18 protein-coding genes, 1 pseudogene and 1 riboswitch are annotated in these 20,429 nt (G+C 38.7%); of the genes and pseudogenes, 11 read left to right on the top strand and 8 right to left on the bottom strand.

Annotation, left to right across the window (positions count from 1 at the left end; all coding sequences use genetic code 11):
- The first annotated feature begins 24 nt into the window (after positions 1-24).
- The 3 genes from LUA90_RS00260 (at position 25) to LUA90_RS00250 (ending at position 1,715) form a co-directional block, all read left to right on the top strand.
- Complete coding sequence (locus tag LUA90_RS00260; RefSeq protein ID WP_231489731.1) at positions 25-699, top strand: YceI family protein; 675 nt, start codon at positions 25-27, stop codon at positions 697-699.
- A 218-nt stretch (positions 700-917) separates the two neighbouring features.
- Positions 918-1,340 (top strand): ribonuclease inhibitor, encoded by a 423-nt coding sequence (locus tag LUA90_RS00255; RefSeq protein ID WP_231489730.1) that lies wholly within the window; start codon positions 918-920, stop codon positions 1,338-1,340.
- 126 nt (positions 1,341-1,466) lie between these two features.
- The gene (locus LUA90_RS00250; RefSeq protein ID WP_231489729.1) at positions 1,467-1,715 is read left to right on the top strand and encodes a DUF3072 domain-containing protein; all 249 of its coding nucleotides are present in this window, start codon (positions 1,467-1,469) and stop codon (positions 1,713-1,715) included.
- A gap of 187 nt (positions 1,716-1,902) precedes the next feature.
- Here LUA90_RS00250 and LUA90_RS00245 read toward each other — a convergent pair.
- The 4 genes and pseudogenes from LUA90_RS00245 to LUA90_RS00230 all read right to left on the bottom strand — a co-directional run.
- Positions 1,903-2,432: pseudogene (locus tag LUA90_RS00245) on the bottom strand (GlxA family transcriptional regulator); the annotation flags it as partial.
- A 103-nt stretch (positions 2,433-2,535) separates the two neighbouring features.
- Complete coding sequence (gene istB, locus LUA90_RS00240) at positions 2,536-3,213, bottom strand: IS21-like element helper ATPase IstB (RefSeq protein WP_255717522.1); 678 nt, start codon at positions 3,211-3,213, stop codon at positions 2,536-2,538.
- 133 nt (positions 3,214-3,346) lie between these two features.
- A complete protein-coding gene (gene istA, locus LUA90_RS00235) occupies positions 3,347-4,891 on the bottom strand; it encodes an IS21 family transposase (protein ID WP_231489727.1) in 1,545 nt (514 codons plus the stop codon).
- A 201-nt stretch (positions 4,892-5,092) separates the two neighbouring features.
- On the bottom strand, positions 5,093-5,596 hold the full coding sequence (locus LUA90_RS00230) for a DJ-1/PfpI family protein (RefSeq protein ID WP_231489726.1): 504 nt from the start codon (positions 5,594-5,596) through the stop codon (positions 5,093-5,095).
- Between the two features lie 141 nt (positions 5,597-5,737).
- Between LUA90_RS00230 and LUA90_RS00225 the strand changes: the two genes are divergently transcribed.
- Positions 5,738-6,175 carry a VOC family protein gene (locus LUA90_RS00225; RefSeq protein WP_231460299.1) on the top strand — a complete coding sequence of 146 codons (438 nt, stop codon included), beginning with the start codon at positions 5,738-5,740 and terminating at the stop codon, positions 6,173-6,175.
- Positions 6,176-6,349: 174 nt separating this feature from the next.
- Here LUA90_RS00225 and LUA90_RS00220 read toward each other — a convergent pair whose 3' ends face one another.
- Positions 6,350-6,652 carry a hypothetical protein gene (locus LUA90_RS00220; protein WP_231460300.1) on the bottom strand — a complete coding sequence of 101 codons (303 nt, stop codon included), beginning with the start codon at positions 6,650-6,652 and terminating at the stop codon, positions 6,350-6,352.
- 630 nt (positions 6,653-7,282) lie between these two features.
- Here LUA90_RS00220 and LUA90_RS00215 point away from each other — a divergent pair.
- The 5 genes from LUA90_RS00215 to LUA90_RS00195 all read left to right on the top strand — a co-directional run bounded on the left by LUA90_RS00215 (position 7,283) and on the right by LUA90_RS00195 (position 15,004).
- Positions 7,283-9,673 (top strand): TonB-dependent receptor, encoded by a 2,391-nt coding sequence (locus LUA90_RS00215; protein ID WP_231489725.1) that lies wholly within the window; start codon positions 7,283-7,285, stop codon positions 9,671-9,673.
- 34 nt (positions 9,674-9,707) lie between these two features.
- The gene (locus LUA90_RS00210; RefSeq protein WP_231489724.1) at positions 9,708-10,949 is read left to right on the top strand and encodes a DUF4374 domain-containing protein; all 1,242 of its coding nucleotides are present in this window, start codon (positions 9,708-9,710) and stop codon (positions 10,947-10,949) included.
- Positions 10,950-11,389: 440 nt separating this feature from the next.
- Positions 11,390-11,668 carry a hypothetical protein gene (locus tag LUA90_RS00205; RefSeq protein ID WP_231460304.1) on the top strand — a complete coding sequence of 93 codons (279 nt, stop codon included), beginning with the start codon at positions 11,390-11,392 and terminating at the stop codon, positions 11,666-11,668.
- A gap of 4 nt (positions 11,669-11,672) precedes the next feature.
- Positions 11,673-13,319 (top strand): PepSY domain-containing protein, encoded by a 1,647-nt coding sequence (locus LUA90_RS00200; RefSeq protein ID WP_231460305.1) that lies wholly within the window; start codon positions 11,673-11,675, stop codon positions 13,317-13,319.
- A gap of 473 nt (positions 13,320-13,792) precedes the next feature.
- Positions 13,793-15,004, top strand: coding sequence for a S41 family peptidase (locus LUA90_RS00195; RefSeq protein WP_231460306.1), 1,212 nt, complete (start codon positions 13,793-13,795; stop codon positions 15,002-15,004).
- Positions 15,005-15,067: 63 nt separating this feature from the next.
- Here the strand turns inward: LUA90_RS00195 and LUA90_RS00190 are convergent, their stop codons facing one another.
- Both LUA90_RS00190 and LUA90_RS00185 read right to left on the bottom strand, forming a co-directional pair.
- A complete protein-coding gene (locus tag LUA90_RS00190) occupies positions 15,068-15,358 on the bottom strand; it encodes a hypothetical protein (protein ID WP_231460307.1) in 291 nt (96 codons plus the stop codon).
- Between the two features lie 87 nt (positions 15,359-15,445).
- Positions 15,446-15,934 carry an Hsp20/alpha crystallin family protein gene (locus tag LUA90_RS00185; protein WP_370635284.1) on the bottom strand — a complete coding sequence of 163 codons (489 nt, stop codon included), beginning with the start codon at positions 15,932-15,934 and terminating at the stop codon, positions 15,446-15,448.
- Positions 15,935-16,682: 748 nt separating this feature from the next.
- Here LUA90_RS00185 and LUA90_RS00180 point away from each other — a divergent pair.
- Entirely contained in the window at positions 16,683-17,837 is a 1,155-nt protein-coding gene (locus tag LUA90_RS00180; RefSeq protein ID WP_231489723.1) for a transglutaminase domain-containing protein, read from the top strand.
- A gap of 451 nt (positions 17,838-18,288) precedes the next feature.
- Here the strand turns inward: LUA90_RS00180 and LUA90_RS00175 are convergent, their stop codons facing one another.
- Positions 18,289-18,750 (bottom strand): Lrp/AsnC family transcriptional regulator, encoded by a 462-nt coding sequence (locus LUA90_RS00175; RefSeq protein WP_231460310.1) that lies wholly within the window; start codon positions 18,748-18,750, stop codon positions 18,289-18,291.
- Positions 18,751-18,912: 162 nt separating this feature from the next.
- Positions 18,913-19,096, top strand: a riboswitch (cobalamin riboswitch).
- A 316-nt stretch (positions 19,097-19,412) separates the two neighbouring features.
- Here LUA90_RS00175 and LUA90_RS00170 point away from each other — a divergent pair.
- Positions 19,413-20,417, top strand: a complete 1,005-nt coding sequence (locus LUA90_RS00170; protein ID WP_231489722.1) for a putative oxygenase MesX — start codon at positions 19,413-19,415, stop codon at positions 20,415-20,417.
- The last annotated feature ends 12 nt before the right edge of the window (positions 20,418-20,429 follow it).

The following is a 20,429-nucleotide window of genomic DNA, read 5'->3' as shown; positions in this document are numbered from 1 at the left end:
CTTGTTAACTAAAATTCAGAAATTATGAAAACAAAAATCTTTATCGTGGCGCTCCCTGCGCTTTTCCTCTTGGCATCATGCGGAGGTCAAAGCAGTGATTCAGCGAAAACCACTACCGAGCAGACAGCGGCTTCACAAAGCGGTGAAGTACTTAATATAGATACTGCTGCAACTATGGTAAGCTGGAAGGCAACCCATAAAGGTGGACTTGCGCCAAGGTGGGGCACAATTGGTGTGAGTAGCGGTAGCCTTTCGGTAGAAAAGGAGGCTTTGACCAGCGGTGAATTCATGATCAACATGAATGCCCTTTACGTGGATCCCGCTTCAGTGACGGAGAAAGATAAGAAATCAACGGACCTTGAAGGTCACCTGAAAAGTCCTGATTTTTTCGATACAGCTAGAATGCCAACTGCGAAATTTATTATTACGAAGGTGGAACCTTTCAAAGGAGATAAAAAATCCGCATTGATTGCAGACCCAAATTACCTTATTAGCGGGAACTTAACTCTTAAAGACAGTACCCTTAATGTGACTTTTCCGGCGAAAGTGGAAATCACTAAGACAGCAGTAAGCGCAACGGCGAAGTTTGTTATTGACCGGTCTTCCTGGGGCATTAATTATAAATCTGAAGGAAGCCCTGAAAACTGGGCAATATCTAAAGATGTGGAAATAGGTTTATCATTGTCTGCAAAGAAGTAAAATATGCCATTCCTACAGTAGCCTTTACATGCAGCTGCTGATTCAGATCTTATATTTTGAAGATGCTAAAGGTAATGTGCCTTTAGCATTTTTGATTTATGGGTTTAGGTCCCTGTTTTTATCTGTAGTTTCAAATATATATCGATTTTCAATCAATATTGAATCATGTGGGCCGGATTTATGTGGAGTGATCAATTATAAATAGCTATAATTTACCTATGGATGAACACTGTATTGGTGACAACGCCACTATCTCTTCCTTTGCAATAGAGGGCAAGAATATAGATAATATCTTTTCATTTTATCAGGAGATTAACAGGGCTTTGATGTTCAACGAAGCTTGGCAATTAGGAGAAAGTCTGGATGGCTTGAACGACCTGTTGTATGGGGGATTTGGTATACTTAAAGTTCATCGCCATGTAAGGTTAATTTGGATTGACGCTGCGCTTTGCCGTCAGACTTTGGGCTATGAAACGACTAAAGCCTACTATTTGCAAAAGCTGATACCAGGCTCGCCCTTTAACAGGACCTATCATCAGCAGAAACTCGCAGAATTAGAAGCTGGTATTGGACAGACTTATTTTGAAATCGTTCTGGGAATTTTTGCGGATCATCCCAATATTGAGCTCATCTGTAAATAGGTTAGAGCGTATTTTCAAGGGATAATCAGAATTTTTTTCTCTTAGGCTTAATTAATATTCCTCATAAGAATCTTTCAAACTTCTGACTTAGATGATTGTTGTTTACTCGAATTAATTCCTATAAATATGATTAACGAAGAAAACCAACGGCCTGAGCAAAACAGTGATAAACTGAAAGGGGATAATACGGTTAAAAATCCGGATGACTGGACAACTGGTGATGAGCCAATGACAGGTGCACAAAGTTCATACTTAAAAACGCTGTCGGATGAAGCAGGTGAGCAGTTTAATGAGCACCTGTCTAAAGCTGAAGCTTCAAAGAGAATTGATGAACTGCAACATAAAGCAGGTAGGGGTTTAAATGAATCTAAATAACACGGGGCGTTACTGGATTGAAAATTTGAAAAAAGCTCGCGCCATAAATTCTGATAGTCATTATCAGTATTCATGGCGCGTGCCAATCCTGAATTTTTCCAGGTTTCAGAACATCCACAACGCACCCTTGGATGTGGGAATTGCGGCCCTAAATCATTAGTGCCTCCAGTTCCCGCACCTCTTTAAATCAATAGACCGCCCCCTGTTCAATAAAACTTTTATTGTATTTATTTCTATACCCTACGGGTGTAAGACCTGTAATTTTTTTAAAAATCGAGCGAAAGGCCTTTGTATCAGAATAGCCAACATCGTACATGACTTCTGTGATATTTTTTCGGTTAGATTCAAAACTTCGCTTGGCGGATTCTATTTTTACCCGGTTGACATATTCCAGAACAGAATTGTTGGTTGCGGTCTTAAATCGTCTTTCAAAACTTCTTCTCCCTAGTGAAGTAAGATTTGCCAGTTCATCAACTGTTATCTTTTCTTGAATGTTGTTATCGATAAATTCCTGAGCCCGTTTTATGGCCTCGTCTGTTTTTGCCCCTGAAACATTGCAAAAGCGGATTGACTTGCTCTATCAATATCGATTGCAAAATATTTCGATGCCAATATTGCTGTTTGCCTGTCGGTATATTTCTCAATCAAATGTAGTAATAAGTTCCAGTAAGAGTTTGCACCTCCACTAGAATAGATTCGGTGTTCTTCAGTAATAATGTGTGTATAACGGCATTGATGGGCCAAGGATTTCGGAGCATAGCGGGCCAGTCATTTCGGGAATCAACGGGCCACTTTCCTTTTACAATTATAAGTGATTTTTTTAAGTGCTCAATTGTTTATTTTTTCTAAGGGATTCACCTTCGAGCTCGATCCTGTGCGAGGAGAAAACTATCCGGTCAAGAATAGCATCTGCAATTGTGCTTTCTCCAATAAGGCCATGCCAATTTGCTACCGGTATCTGTGTCGCAATTATAGTGGATGATTTTTCATGACGCTCTTCCACAACGTCCATCAATACGTTACGTGATGCCTGATCAATGGTCGCCAGTCCAAAGTCATCCAGTATAAACAGTTCTGTTGTCTGTATCTTTTTGATAAGCCGGTGGTATGTACCATCAAGCTTGGCTAGCTTTGCAAGGTCAAAGAACCTGGAGGTATTAAAGTACATCGTTTTATTCAGTAACTGACATGCCTTTACGCCAATACATTGGGCCAGAAATGACTTTCCGCAACCGGTAGGTCCGGTGATAATAACATTTTCCTTTCTACTGATAAAGTTCAGTCCAAGCAGCCGTTCGTAAGTTGTCCTGTCCAGATTCCTTTTAGCTTTATAATCAATATCAGCAGCTGAGGCTGCCTGTTTGAATCCGGCTCTGGTTATCAGATTCTGGATGTTTCTATTTTGCCTGTTCTCCCATTCAGCATCTATTAGCATACTTAAGAAACTATCCAGGGAATAATCCTGAAACAGATTATCTGTGAGGCTACTGTGATACAATTATGCCATTGCGTTCATGCGCATCCTGCGCATTTTTTCTACCGTGTTGTGTTCATTCATTTTGATTGAGGTTGATTATGTTAGTTTACCACTTATTTGTTTTTCTGCTCCAGCCGGGAGTCAGCATGCTCCATTAATGGTAGCTAGCCGCTCCCCTTATATTACCGTGTTCAGGTGTTGAAGCAGTTTTTTCTTCTTCTTCTTCCACCATGTCCAGTCTGTTTTTGAGTATATTCGATACGGTATGAAATGAGGCTTTATGGTAGGTGGATGCTCTCATGCATGCCTTTTCAAGTCGTTCAGAACTATATAGCCTGACAAAGGAAAGGATACCAAGCGACTGCTTGTAGGCGATTTCAGGATATCGGGACTGGTTCAGCAGCATCTGAATATACTTTAGTGTACCCGGACCAACCTGGGTTGCCCGCTGCTCGAAGTACTCCGGACTCCATTGACCATAAGCCTGATGAGTGGAGGGCATATGGTCCGCAATGGTTTTATAGTTGCCGCGTCGATAGCTACGTTCATGCGATGCAATACGTACATGGTTATAGAGTATCTCAACAATATCCTGATTATACTGCACCTCGACATACATTCCGGTATACCTGAATGGAACGCTGTAATAGTTTTTGTCCTCACTGAGAAAGATATGCGAAGTACGCTGAACCTTAGCCCTTTTATAATAACGAATACTATATTTTCCTGATGCAAGACGATAAAGATAATCCCGCTCGAGATCAATAAAATAGCTTCTGCGCGTACCGCCGCCATGGGAGAAAAGGTAGTTGTTGTATTCTATAAGCTGCTCAGCGATTGCCTTGTTAAGTGAATCCAGGTCAAAAAAGGTAATCTTGCTTAAGGGATAGTAGATTCTTTGGTACACCAGTTCCACGCTCCGCTCCACAAGGGCCTTATCCTGGGGGTGATACGGACGGGCAGGATCAACAGCGCAGCCATAATGGAGGGCGAAATCGGCAAGGGTCTTATTGATGATGGGCGCATATTTCGAACCTTTGCTAACAGCAGATTTCAGATTATCTGAAACGATAGCCTGTGGTGCACCGCCCATCCACTGCAGACATGCATCAAGGCAGCAGATCAGATCTTCCCGCTTTTGTGAATGGACTGCTTTTACAAAAGTATATTGACTACAGGGCAGCACTGCAACGAATACCTCAACAGGCACAAGTTCTCCTGTAGCTTTATCAATATATCCTAATTTCTTGCCACAGAAATCAATGTAAAGCTTCTCACCGGCCTTGTGATCCAGTTTACCGCTATGATTATTGAGTTTTTTCCATTTGCGGTAATGAAGGGTAAACTGGGTATATTTATATCCCTTGGGGTGCTTTTCTATATAATCCTTCCAAAGCGCCTGAAGGGTGCACCCGGGCTTGGTAAACTCTTTTTTAAAGGAAGGGAATAAAGCGGAAAGTTCCTCGTAACGCTGTTTCTCAGTCTGGCTCTCTTCAGTGAAAAGATCATTTAAATCGGATTCACAAAGTTCGTAAAGCTCCTCATAGGTGATGCCAAGTTCGGTGAACCGCTTGATGTACCCATCAACAGTCTTACGGTTAATCTTCAAAAGGAGAGCTACCTTCCGGTTGCTGAATTTCTTTAGCTTTAATGCAATCAAAGTGCGAAGTTCCATGATATCAATTCGTTGTCCTGCCATGTATCTGCTTTTTTATTTCAGATACAAGACTATAATAAATCATGGAAAGTGGCCCATTGACCTCCGTTTTAGAAGTCCGGAATAAATAATTTTGGCCCGATTACCTCCGTTTTATAGAAAGCTAATAACGGAAGGCTGGCCCAATGACCAGCGAAATAAAGCCTTTTTTTTGGCCCAGTGACGAATGAAATGGGTGGCCCGCTATGCAGCGAAATGAGTGGCCCAGTGACCTGCGTTATAGACAATAATGCTACCGCTCACTACCTTAACACTGGGAAACATCTGCCGGAGTTGGTTTTGAAACCCCCAATGGGTAGAGCACCTTTTACCATCCAGCAATCCTGTTGAGGCAAGCAGAAAAGCGCCAACACATAAGGACGCTATTTCTGCGCCGTCTTTATATTGGTTAATTATCCAGGGCAACATTTCTTGATTTTTCGCGACTGCGGATTTCATATCACCAAATAAAGCAGGAATAATTACCAAATCGGTTTTATTTACATCCTGGAGGAGCTGGTGTGTATTTACAGTGTACAAACCTTCATTTAGGGTTACTGATCTTTTCAAACCTATTAACTTGACTTCGAATAGGGGTTTTTTTCCATTGATGATCATAAACTCATTTACAGCGCAGAATAAATATTGGGGATCTGCTATGGCTTGCAGAACCGAACTTTCTGGGACAAGAATACTTACTTGTTTCATCTTTCTAAGTTTATTCATCACAATATAATAAATTCTGTCGTAAATCACCCTTTTGTTGTCATTCTTGCACAGTGTCCGCTTCTAAAGTTAAGTGCATTTTTGTGTGGTTAGTTCAATTATGGACTGATTAAAATAAAAAATATGGCACTTATCAATCCACACATTAATTTTAATGGAAATGCAGAAGAAGCATTCACGTTTTACAAATCAGTATTTGGCGGAGATTTCGCACTAATTATGCGCTATAAAGACCTATCGATTCCAGGAAACCCCGTTGCAGAAGCAGATGCTCATAAGATTATGCATATTGCGCTGCCGATTGGTAAAAATGTATTAATGGGCAATGACGTCCCCGAATTCATGGGCCGGGTCAATGAAAGTGAAAACAGATCTAAAATCGTTATCGGTGCAGATAGCAAAGCGGAAGCTGATCAGCTATTCAACGGACTTTCAGCCGGCGGAACAATTGAAATGCCGATTGGTAATAGTCCATGGGGTTCTTATTTTGGTATGTTCAGAGATAAATATGGTATTGAATGGATGTTAGACTTCGATCCAAAACATATGGGACAAATCTAAGAAGGGATGCAATCCGCAAGCTCAAATTAGATTCGGAAATAAGAAGCGAAAACAACAAAGAAACCTATGCGTTTTTGATATTTTTTTTGAGATACTTTTGTTGGATAAACCATGGTTTCGAACTTATTTTGCCAGGCTCGATAAATATGGATGGTGCCACAAAATACTCCTTCTTTAATTTGTCAGGCAAATGCCTGGCTTGGTCTTAATATTTTCTGGTATCTGTAAAGTATGACCAGAAAGAAAAACATTTACGCTATAAGAACTGCCTGATATTCGTTTTTCAATGATGTAAAGGGCATTTTCTTCTAGTTTTGCGGGAATTGAACTCAAAAAGTTTATGGATAAGGTTCCTGACGAGCAGAAGCCTATCGAAACCTTAAATTCACGTAGGTCGAAAACGAGTGCACCCATAAGTTGAATGATATTTTTATCAATTAATTTCGCATCTTCCCGTATAAATTGTTTTTCAAACATATATTCATAACACAAATCCTGTTAATTTGATTGAAATATTTGATTCGAAAAAGTCGATCTCCCTAGTGACAGCTTTAAATGGAATTCTTTTAACACGTTATTGGATTTGTGTTTGATAATTTCACTTTGACTTCTTAGATGACGACTATACAGGTCCGTCCCATCATTGTACTCAACTTATCCTCAGATGGCTTTGCTGCATAATTGGAATCTGAGCAGATGTTCTTCACAGGCGGCAAAACATTTTTAGACTTTTTTTAGCAAATTAATTGTTCAAAAATCTCTTCTTAGCAATCACTCGCTAAAAAAATCGTATCTAAAAATTTCTGTAGCGGTCCGTTCCTGTTTGGATTTATTGTCCGCTCAGATAATTAACCGAAAATTTCTATTGGCATGTGAATCGCTCAGAGGGCTAAACCAGCTACAAATTCTCTCATTCATCCATATTAAAATCTCTAATCAGGAATTCTTAGAGCTAAGAACAAATTTAAAATTTGATATATAATTATTTATATTTGGACTTATTCTAAATAAGACCTATGTTTGTACTATAATAAAAAATGCCACATGGTTCGCACCCATGTGGCTAAACCGGACAAGCCGGCTCACCTTTAATCTCAGTTAAAAGTCATGCAATTTAAGAAAATTTTGCTAACGGGCATGCTATGTGCCTTTGTAATTTTCACATACGCCCAGAATCTTACCTCATCGGTTTCGGGCTATCTAAAAACCTCTGCAGGTGAAGCACTTTCAGGTGCTACTGTAAGAATCCTGAAATCTAATTTCGCAACAGTAACGGACACCAATGGCTATTTTAGATTGGCAAGAATACCACAAGGAAATTACCATATCAGTATTAGTGCGATTGGATATAAACCCATAAAGAAGGATTTTTATTTAATAGCTGGAATAGAAACTAAAATTAATCTGTCCATATCTGAGGATGCGGCGCACATGGAAACGGTTAATGTCCTTGGCCGTACCAAAGCGCAGGAAGTTAACCGGCAGGCATTCAATGTCACTGCGATTGATGCAAAAAAGCTCTACAACACAACTCTCGACATTTCTGGTGCATTGGATAAAGTTGCAGGTATACGTGTAAGGGAATCTGGTGGGGTTGGCTCAAATTTTAATGTTTCGCTCAATGGCTTTTCCGGTCGCCACATTCGCTATTTTATCGATGGTGTACCTATGGATAATTTCGGCTCCTCTTTTCAGATTAATAATATTCCGATAAATCTGGCTGAACGTGTAGAGGTTTACAAAGGTGTTGTACCTATTTGGTTGGGTTCTGATGCTTTGGGAGGCGCGATAAATATTGTGACCAATAACAGTCAGCGGAATTATTTGGATGCATCTTATTCTTACGGATCTTTTAATACTCATCGCAGTGTAATTAACACAGCTGTCACCACTAAGAGTGGTCTCACATTTCAAATTAATGCTTTTCAAAACTATTCAGATAATAATTATCGTACAGATTTGAGACTGTTGTTGCAGAATGATATGCAACCGGAATTAAGAGCTGCATCTGTAAAAAGATTTCATGATAACTACCATAATGAAACCTTAATCGCAAACGCGGGTGTTGTTGGGAAATCATGGGCAGATAACTTTTTAATCGGGATGACTTTGGGAAAAAACTATAAAGAGATCCAAACCGCTGCGAGACCTGAAGCTGTTTACGGTCAGGTACACAGACGGGGTAATATCGTTATGCCTTCTTTGAAATATAAAAAAGTTAACCTCCTAAAGGGGTTGGACGTAACCATTAATGCTAATTATAACTTTGGCTACGAAAACACCATTGATACCGCAAGAGCAGATTATGACTGGGATGGCATACGAGATCCAAAGGTGAGTATGGGAGAGCGTGGCGATGGGGGGCAATATAGCGAGTACAGAAATAATAATGGTTTGGCTACAGGGATGGTGAATTATCAAATTTCTGAGCATCAGTCATTTGCTATTAATAACGTGTATTCTACATTCAACAGGAGAACAGATAATCTTTTATTCCCGGATAGAAATGTTTTGGACCCAGCTAAAACGATGCATAAAAATGTCTTGGGTTTCGGCTATTCATATGCCATGCAGAATCAATGGAATCTGAATGTTTTTGGTAAATACATCACCTTAAAAAGTGTTATAGGAAGCATAAATAGGTCAAATAACGATAAGAAGTTGGGTTATGGAATGGCTCTATCCTATTATATAATGCGGGATTTACAGCTGCGGGGTTCTTATGAATTAACCAATAGAATGCCGGAAGCAAATGAAATTTTCGGTAACCTTGAAAATGAAGCTGCAAACCCTCTGTTAAAGCCGGAGAAGAGTGACAACTTAAACTTGGGGATTGTTTATGGTTTTAAGCTAAATGAGGTTAACCGGTTTTCAATTACCGCAAATGCGATTTACAGGTATTCTGCAGATTTTATCTTCAGCCGGTTTGTTGGAGGTACAAGTTCCCAAAGAGATTTTACAATTTCGGATAACCGGGATGGTGTAAGGACTACGGGGCTTGATGGTGAAATTAGATATTCATTTAAAAACTGGTTAACTGCGGGAGCGACAGTTACTTATCAAAAACTGATTAATTTACAGCAATACGATTACGATCCAAATGCCAAAAGGTACTACACAATAGAAAGTTTAACCTACTTGGATCAAATGCCAAACATTCCTTTCTTTTTTGGTAACGCTGATATTTCAGGAACATTTAAAGATGTATTTGTGAAAGGAAATAACTTAACGATAGGCTATAACCTTTTATATGTACATGATTTCTGGTTGGACTGGCCTAGTTTCGGCTCGCCCGATACAGAGTCAAAATATGGCATCCCAGCCCAGGTTTCCCATGATGCAAATTTCGTCTATTCATTCAAAAATGGAAGGTACAATGTCTCTTTTGAGGTAAGAAATATTGCAGATAAACCTGTCTTTGACAATTTTGCTTTGCAAAAACCTGGTCGCAGCTTTTATCTAAATCTCAGATACTTTATTAATAAATCACGAAAATAAATACATAATCATAAATCTTTTAAAAAAAAATAATATGAAAACAACAATTACCAGAACACTATTAGCCTTAGCTTTTGTAGGTGTATTAAGTTCTTGCCAAAAAAAATATGATAGGGAAGTCATTCCCGAAAACCCCGGGAATTACATCATTGCCGTTAGCCCGACCGCGATTGCCAGTAAAGCAGATTATCTTGTAACTGCAAGCAGCTTAGAAAACGGCGCAGTTTCTATTGTGGGAAATGGTGTTGAGCAGGACGGACTATACCGGTACTACGTAACAGCGAAAAACAAGTTTTTTAGTATGTTGTATGGACAGGGTAGCCCTGGCGCAGTAACAGTTTACGGCGTTGCAGACGGTAAGTTGAAGAAATTGAATGACTTTACTTCAGCGACAGTACAAGCTTTTGCTCCGGTTAATGACGATATTTTAATGGTGAAAGTGCCAAGAAGACTTGCTGCAGATGGTACGCCGACTGTTTACGAGTGGTACCGTGTAAGTGCAGAAACCAATGCAGAAGTGGCTAAAGGTACTACCGATGCAATTATTCCCAGTGGTAACGGTGAGATTGCTCACTTTAGCTGGATAAAACAAGTTGGCAATAAAGTGTTCGCACCTTACTTTGGTATTTACGCCAATTTCTTTACAAGGTATCCAAACGAAGCAGGAATTGCGGTATTTTCTTATCCTGATATGAAATATGAGAAAACGATTAAAGATACCAGAACCAGCTTTATCGGGAGATACTTTACAGATGGTTTAGGTGTTGTGGAAAATGGTGATTGTTATGCATTTTCATCATCAGTAGCTATGGATGGTCTTACATCTGCAGAAGGTAAGTTAACCTCTACCAGGCCTTCTGCGATTACCCGCATTAAATCAGGAACTACAGAATTTGACCAAACTTATTTTTTCAATTTTGAAGAGGTTTCCAAAGGATATGTTATCACGAATTGGTTAAATATCGGTTCGGGCAAATTCATCGCAAACATGGAGCCCGTTGCAACAAAAGGTGCATATGTTGTGGGAAAACGCTTAGCTGTTGTTGATGTTGTAGCCAAAACTGTAACTCCGGTAACAGGCTTTGCAGACCCCGCAACCATCTCAAGTATTACCACTACTAACTATAGCCCCTTGGATGGCAAAACAGGATACATTGGCGTAAACCTGTTGGATGGTTCGACTTACGTTTATAAAGTTGATGCCCTTACCTCAGTGGCCACTCGAGGTTTGAAGGTTGAAGGCGGTTTAATTACGGCAATCCAATATTTGAAATAATCAGCGTTACATCTAAAGCGATAACAGTATAGCATCCAAATCAATATACGGTTCTGGATTCTACTGTTATCGTTTTTAATTGAAAATACTATTCAGAATAATTTTATGATAACCACTGCATTTCTAATCCTGCTCGCCGCCTTCGAGTCCTTTTATCTGACTTCAAAACAATTCAAGCATCGAAATCCGCCCCTCTATATGGCAAAGATTCGTTCCAATGCAAATGCATTCAGGGGTTTAGCCTTTGTGTTGTTGAGTCTTGCGACTATATTATTTGTATTCTCGTTTGGATGGTTGAGTGGGCTTGTGGCTATAATTGTAGCCATGATGACAGCAGGAAGCCTCGTGGTTTTACTTCAACCTTTTAGTTACGTTTCATTGAAAACTGTTGCCGGGATTTATTTTTCAGTGCTGTTATTAGAAATAATTATTTAAGTGATATGCCTGCAAATAAAAAATACCTCACCAAATCGCCTTGGCTCAGCCTGGCAAAAATTCTGGTTGGAACCGTTGGCGGCTATGCTGTCATGTTTTACTTTCATTTGCTTATCTGCAAAATGCTCCCACAAAGAGATGTTGTGGTCACCTCTTTCATTACTGGTTACATCATTTGGGCAATACTGTTGCTGCTGGCATTTTTAGCAAAAAATGTCTGGAAAATTCTGACAGTTTATATAATTCTCACTTTAATTTTTTCAGTCGGATTTACTTTTTTATAACTAAATGGATAACAGAAAATACAATATATATTTCCATACCCACACGATAAGTGGAATTATAATATGTGCGCTCTTGTACGTTATATTTTTCGCTGGATCATTCTCTTTCTTTAAGGAAGAAATCAGTGCCTGGCAGAAAAATACATCTTATGTAAAAAGCCGTAAAACACTTAACAGAGATTTTGATAAGATCATCGATTCACTTGGTCAAAAAAACAACCTCAAAGGAAGAGACTTCGATTTTTTTATTCAGCGAAATGATATCGGGGTCTATGTTTCCGTCACCGCATCCGCAGATACGACTTTGAAAAAGAAAGTTAAACCAACCTCCGAAGGCGCTGTTAAGAAGCGGCGTGGAAGGGGCAGGGGTGGAGATGATGATTCGATGTATTTTAATTACGATTTTGCCAGACAAAAATCTGGTGATTATGCTGAATCTTATGATATGGGCGAGTTTTTATATAGATTACATTTCCTGGCTCAACTTAATGCTGTACCAATCCGTCTGGGTGCTCCATTTGGCTATTTATTGGCCGGAATAATTTCTTTTATATTCCTATTTGCGTTAATTACTGGTCTAATGCTACACTGGAATAAAATTATTTCAAATTTTTTTACTTTCAGGCCGTGGTCTAAATGGAAAACACTGTGGACGGATCTACATACGGCTATCGGGGTCATAGGTTTCCCTTTTCAGCTTGTGTTCGCCATAACTGGTGTTGTTTTGATTGCAAATACATTTTTAATTACCCCTTATACCAAATATTTATACAATGGCGATAGTGCCGCCTTGTATCAGGATTTAGAATATAGCGACACTACCAAATATTCTTATACTTACCAACCATTGCAAAAAAAGGTTGCTTTAAATACCTTAGTTCGTCAGCTTGAAAATAAATGGGACCATAGCAGGATAACAGGAATTGCAATTAAAAATTATGGGGATGAAAATATGCATATCATCTTTAGTGCTAAACCTCTTGCCAAAAGAAATTTTGCCGGCACAGGTAAAATTGTTTATAGAGTAAAAGATGATCAGATTTTAAGCGAAATATCGCCTTTAAAACAATCAACTTATGTCGATAAGGTTAAGAGCACGCTTTATCATCTACACTTTGGAGATTTCGGAGGGAAACCATTGAGAGTCATTTTTTTTGTGCTGGGTCTTATGGGGTGTATGGTAATTATCTCTGGAATATTGATCTGGCTTGTTGCCAGAGATAAAGTCAATGTGCCTAAACATAAACGTGTTTTTAATTTTTGGGCCGCCAATATTTTTCTTGCTGCTTGCCTGAGTATGCTTCCGGTTACCGCTTTTACCATGCTTAGTCTATTGTTCATTGATAAACCCAATCAATCTGATATCTTCCATCTTTATTTCTATTCTTGGCTAGTATTATCGATTTATCTTATTGCCTGGAGAAGTATTAGCAAAATTAACCAACACACGCTGATTTTATCGGCAATACTATGCTTTTCATTGCCTTTTGCAGATGGCCTAGTGCGTAACAATTGGTTCTGGTCGACTTTCAATGACGGTAAATTCGATATCCTCTTTATAGATTTGTTGTTCACGATTCTTGGAATACTATCGGTAGTTATTTTATTTAAGATGCAGCAGCATGAAAAATTCAAGGCGATAAATAGATGATGTCGTGGTTAGTTGATAAATGGTCATCGAAAGGATAGGGGTTTAATCCTAGTAATTCACAGAAGATAGTAATTTTTTTCTTTTTTCTTAAAGAAGATTTTAGTTGAATAGGCTTGACTGCTTAACTCTTTACTTTTGCTAATTTTCACATTTTCTAAGTTAAGATTTTGTCTAGAATAGCTTTCTTATATTTTAAATGATAAGCCTAGTATTTTAGTTTCTTTGTCTGCAACTCAAATTAGTCCATGATTTTAATAAAATTTTGTTTTCCCCTTTCCATCATTGATTAATAAATCCATCGAAGCAATGATAATGCTCGTTGAAAGGTTAAAGCAGAATAGCAATTTGTAAATTTAACTTATAGAAATATGGAGGTGTAGAGTTAGTATAAATTTTTAGGCATTTGGGATAATAATTTACCTCTTCACAAGTCTGTTTTATAGTTTCGTTACTAGCTTCTTAACTCATAAAGGATGACTTTTTATTTAAATGATAATCGCCTAGCTCATGTAGCTAGGAGAGGTATGCTATACATGTTGGTATTAGCCCTATTTACCACTTCAAAACTACTGGGGCAGGAAAGTAAAAATATTGCAGACCTTGACTTTTTATATCGTCAAATTCAGCACCTTCCTTCATATAAAGCTCAGCTTAAGGGTAAAAAATCTTACCAAAGCCTTTATCAAGAGATTAGGAAAGATTTGAGCTCTTCGGATGAGTTCGAAGTTTATCAGAAATTGCTGCTTTTGATTCACCCGATCAATGATAATCACTTGGGTTTTTGGAGAAAACCCGATCCCACTACCGAATTTAAACCCCGCGTAATTGCATTAGATACAACCGAGACTACGGCTAAATTTAGCCTTATTTCTGACAATAGTATTGAGGGGATCTATCTAAGAATTGATGGAAGTAAACATGCTTTACTTCAGTTTAAAACTAATTTTTATTATCTCCAGAATTTTAAAACAGGGATAATAGAAGCGATTATAAATCGTACTGCATTTGGAAGCTATGATGCTATACTATTCATAGGTTTACCAGTTCCATATGTCCTAAACAGGAATTTCAGAATTAAAAATGGCAAGTTAGGCAACTTAAATTTCTATAAAGTAAATCATAAGCTTACAAATCCGTTACTATTAGGACAGCGGAAATTCGAGTACAGGAAAATTAAGCCAGAAATAAGCTATTTAAGACTAAGTAGTTTTAGTGCTAGCAATGATAACTTCAGGATAGCAAAAGCTTTTTATGATAGCATACGAACGGAAATTACGACTCCATACCTAGTCGTCGATTTGAGAAACAATCTGGGTGGTGGATACAGAACTTCTAAACAATTTTTGACGCTATTGAAAAAATACCGCGGCACGATCTTTCTATTACAAAACAGCAATACAGTCAGTAATGCGGAACAGTTCCTTATTGACCTTAGAAGCAAAAAAAAGTTAATGACACTTGGTGAGACAACCCGTGGAACGATAACTTATGGAAGTAATTATGGAAACACCGTTACTCTGCCAAGTGGTCGTTTTATCTTTTACCCGACTGACATGAGGGGGAGGGCAAAGGATTTAGTATTTGAAAGTATAGGTATTGAACCAGATGTATTTCTGGGTAACGTTTCGGATGATTGGATAGAGCAGACGCTAAAATATGTAAACAATAGAAATATGAACTATTAGGTTATTCACTTTAGTACGGCAAAACGTCACTTAAATTCCCAACAGACACTATATCCCAATCCACTATTTCAAAGGCTCAATATCTTTATTTTCAAGGTGAGCGATGCGAGAAAGTTTTCTTGATATTATAGCAACATTCTCCTTTAATTCCTCCATAGAACAATGGTTCAGTACGCAAGGGATAGGTAGACCCTTAACCTCTTCTATAAATTCAAATTTATAGGCCGGTCGCTGTACCATATCAAAATTGCCCAATAAATTATGAAAAGATATCTCTAGCCAGATTTTTATCATTGCCAATGCAAACCTGCCATAGGTGATTTCTTTACCATCGGGGCACCCGTAGACTGACATCGATGAGGAAATGATTATCTATAACCACACCTCTTCTGGTAAAAGAGTCCTAATAACAAAAGGAGCCGCTTCAAGCGACTCCTTTTGTTATTGTATCTCGATATGTCTGGAAGCGGCCTTTGCCTCTTCTTTTTTTGGGATATTTAGATTCAGGACGCCATCTGTGTAGACAGCCTGTATCTTTTCAACATCTGAGCTCTCAGGAAGGGTGAATAACCTGGTAAAGGAAGAATAACCAAATTCCTTACGGTTATAGTTTCTACCCTCCATATTGTTTTCACTTTTCTGCTCACTTGAAATCTTCAGCGTGTTCCTTTCCACAGATACCGTAAAATCCTCTTTTTTTAGCCCCGGAGCGGCCAGCTCGATATGATAGGCTGCATCCGATTCCGAAATGTTGGCTGCGGGAACGTTGCTGATACGGCGGTCACTGAAAAATGTGTCTCCTAAAACCGATTCGAACATGTCATTGAATCCTGGTAATAATGCACTGTTCTTTTTTTCTGGATTAAATTTAACCAATGTCATAGTTTTTTCTCCTTTTAATGGTTTAATAATAAATGGACTATTAATCAATTAATTTTCTTTTAAACCTTCGTACCGAAGGTTATGCTCATAATTAATCAAGTGTTGTGCCAAAGCATCTTAACCTGCACCGTTCAGATTCTAACATGAAATATTTTCATTTTTTCTGAAAAATTTTCAGTTGCTACTGAAAAAATTTCACGCTATAGCGAAAGCTGGAAGGGGTCCAATGTATTGCGCCAGTACAAAAATCGCAATCCTCAATCCCACCAAAATGAACTAATCACAGCATATTTTCTTCCTTTGCAACATTCAATACCTAAACGGAATGATCAGGAACACTCTTTTAAAGTGTCGAATTGCCAAATCTGGCTACATCGTTGTTGCCTAATGACTGGATGGCGGATGTAAATAAGTTTTTTTGCGATGCAGTTCTTATACCTCGAGGTGAATTTCAATAGCAAAACAAATACTCCCGCACAACGGCTTGAAAAATTAATCTAGTTGTCTCTGTTCCTTTAGATCTATAATCGCAACACATTTAATAATTTCATTCAAAATTCATTTCCGGTGTGATGGGATCAAAAGGTTTTGGTTTTTCCAGCACCTCACTTATGGCATTTTTTTTCAAGGATTATATGTTAGATAAGTATTAAAAAAGCTACTTACGATATACACTGATTGCAGGTCTTTACACCAGGAAGGGGGCGTTAACCTTGCAATTTTTTTTTGTTTTCGTGCAACGTTGCAAAGCGTTCGAGCGTCTTTGCATTAAACCTGAACCTTAAACCAATTGAAAATGAAACACGTTATTCTATGCTTGCTCTTTTTTACACTAACAACTTCATTCGCCCAAAAGAAGCTTAAAGTTATCAAGGCAACTTCAACAGCTGTTGATATTAAAGATGATAACTATCCCATCAGAAAGAACGCCTGGACAGTCATGCCTAAAGAAAAATTAGATGTATACACCACTTCAGCGAAAAAAGTAACTTTCTACACCGATCAGGAATCTATATCATTCAATGTTGATCCGAAGGTTGGTGAATATGATTTTATTATACTGGTCAACAGAACTGATACAGCAAGAACACAGGTGAAATATGATGTAGAGGCGCCAAGCAGGAGACCAGTTGCCTACCTGGATACACTTCAAAAAGCTGGAAAATATAATCTTTCTGATAGACGTGAAGTCCCGGTGTTCACCTATCAATCTATGGATAACCCTAACCTGGTGCGCATCAGATTGAATCTCAAATTGGATTCGGTTGCAGGTAAAGGAAATGAGCTTTCTAAAATTTTCAATCTGATGCATTGGGTGCATAATCTCATTAGGCATGATGGGAGCAGCGACAACCCGACCCTTAAAAATGCAATTGAACTGGTTAAGGTATGCAGGGAGCAAAATCGTGGAGTTAACTGCCGCATGCTCGCCACGGTACTCAACGAGTGTTACCTTGCCTTAGGCATCACTTCCAGATACATCACCTGCATGCCAAGGGAAACGAACTTTGATGATTGCCATGTGATTAATATGGTATACAGTAAGGACCTTAGCAAATGGATCTGGATTGATCCCACTTTTGATTCGTATGTTATGGATGAGAAAGGCACCTTGCTAGGTATAAAGGAAGTAAGGGAACGATTGATAAAGGGGCAGCCGCTGGTTTTAAACGCGGACGCGAACTGGAACCGTACTGCGCTACAATCAAAGGAATATTACCTGCAGACCTACATGGCCAAGAATCTATACCGACTTGAAACGCCCGTGATTAGCCAGTATGATACCGAAACCTGGACCAGGGGAAAAGAAGTGTCCTATGTAGAGCTTTTGCCATTGGATGGTATTGTCCAAGGGCCGCAAAAAAGAGAATCAAGCAATCCAAAAACGGGCGTGAAGTTTATTCATTTTAAAACTAATAATCCTGAACTGTTCTGGACGACACCAAAATAATGTGTGATAAGAAGTTTAGAGATACTAGATTTAGGTATGCCAATAAAGGCATTGAAACGCCTGTATACCGACTGGCGTATCCTTTTTTTTTGTTCAAAAACTTGAATCTATATTAATTGAAAGATTAGGGGGCAATAATGTAGGGTGAACTCGCTGGGGTCGAAAAACGATTAAGGAAGCTTATGGCCTGTAGGTTTCTTTCAGGAGAACACTACAATAGTCCTATAAACGATATGCTGAAAAATATCTCTTTAGTTCTTCGGGCTGGTCAATCAAGCCGGTCCTTCTGATTACTTAAATATTGATATATTCTAGTATAAGTATTTAAATATGGAATAATATTTATTAAGATGAAAGAGTAAGCGCCAGCAACATGTCACAGCAGTTATTAATGTACTTAAAGATTTGGTGAAGAGAAGCAGGTTTCCATCATTCCTGACTTCTGAGAATACTAAAAACTGATGTTGTGGTTATTCTTGATCTCGGCCATCACGAATGTGCTATGTGTACTGCCTATACTTTCAACCGATCCTAACTTATTAAATACAAAATCCTGGTAATGCTTCATGTCGCGGGCGAACACTTTCAGAAAAAAATCATAATCCCCAGAAATATTATAACATTCTACAACCTCCTCGATCTTGAGAATATCCTCCACAAAGCTGTGGCCCACTTTTCTGTCATGCTGCTTGAGTCTGATGTTGCAAAACACGGTAAAACCCTGGTTGAACATTCCGGGGTCAAGCAGCGCGATATATCTCTTGATATAACCACTGTTTTCCAGGCGTTTTATGCGTTGCACAACTGGTGATGCCGTCAAATTTACCATACCAGCGAGTACTTTAATGGTTTGACTGGAGTCAGTACTAAGTGCTTTTAATAATTTCAGGTCTATCTCATCTAAGGCTTCCATAGTATAAATTACTTTTTAGGTTTATAAAAATACAAATAAAAAGTGAAAAAAGTCAATAATTTGGCAATTTATAGTGATTTTTGTTAAACTAATAATTTTTCCTTCCTGTAAATACTGTTTATGTATCTTTGTGTAGGGTTTTAAACTATTAGTTCTTTGCTTTTTTCGGCGATTGCGAAAGGTTTTATTTTGCGGTAAATGAATAGCGAGTCGTGTGCAAATCACGGGTTGTTTCGCAACTGTAATTAAAGCTAAAGGATTTTACCGATTATGCTCATTACGCAGACGAGAGGGCAGGTGAAGTCCGTTTCAAGTCAGAATACCTGCCTTTGCCTAACTGACAATACGTCCGCGTAAACAGGTTATTGGTTAGAGTGCATCGCTTAAAGGTGCAAGCCCTCAGAGGTTTTCGTGAGCCTGCGTGTGTACTTCTGGTCCATATACCTTTTCTTGCTCTGAATAATCAGGAAATTTTAATGATTATTCATGAGTTAAAAGGTTAAAAGCAGGCTACCAAATTCTTTGTCCATAGCGCTTAGGTGGACAGCGTACGCTATTGCTTTGCTCTCCGAGTTTCCCTCGGTGAAAAGCAATGGTTTAAGTAAGGATGATAAAAGGAACTGATACTATCAAATGATATAAAAACAAAAAACTAGGAATAAATGGAAAATTTACAGGATACCCAGGGTAATGATTTTGTTTTCTCGCTAAAGCGAACATGTCTAGACGAAAACTATTACCCCTCCGATCAGACCCGTCTTACAACCAACTTTGCAAACCTGGCCAGAGGAACAAACCGATGGCAGAACTTACATAATGCTCTGAATATGATTAACAATCGATTCAATTCCCTGGCCCATGTAAACAACCCGAAAGGCGATCGTTACCATGTACAACTCGAAATCCTCACCATAACAATGCGCATTGATGATCGAAAGGGCCTAAATGATCTGCCAATGATGGAGGTTTTGAAAACGAATATTTTTGACCGTAAAACTGGTCAGCAAATTGAAGGTGTTGCTGGCAATAACTTTTCTTCTTATGTGCGCGATTACGATTTTAGTGTTTTATTAACCGAACACAACAAAGATAAACCTATTTTTACTGTCCCTGAAAATTTTGGAGACCTACACGATAAACTTTACAAGTGTTTTGTCAATTCCCAAACTTATAAAGATCACTTTAAAACTTCTCCCATTATTTGTTTAAGTGTATCGGGCAATAAATCCTACACCCGCACGGAATATCATAATGCTGTTTTGGGTTTTGAATACCTGCAGGATCAGTATTCTCTTACCGATGAATATTTCTCTAAAATGGGTTTAAAAGTTCGTTATTTCATGCCTCCGAACGCGGTGGCCCCGATGGCTTTTTATCACTCCGGGGATTTACTTTGCGATTATACGGACTTTGGGCTAATCAGCTCAATCAGTACGATGGAGACTTTCCAGAAAATTTACCGACCAGAAATTTACAATGCAAATTCGGCTGCCGGCAAAATCTTCAAGCCTAGTCTTAAAAACGAAGATTATTCACTGACCCGAGTGGAATATGACCGCCTGGAGCGCAGCCGGTTAGCTGTTGAACAGGGTAAATATGCGGAACAGCATTTCATCAAACCTTATCAGAATGTTCTTGAGCAATGGTCTGCTAATTTTAAACTTTAATTGATCGCACAC

The sequence above is a fragment of the Pedobacter sp. Leaf170 genome (genome assembly GCF_920984665.1).
Lineage (GTDB): Bacteria > Bacteroidota > Bacteroidia > Sphingobacteriales > Sphingobacteriaceae > Pedobacter.
This window is presented reverse-complemented; position numbering and strand designations above follow the sequence as displayed.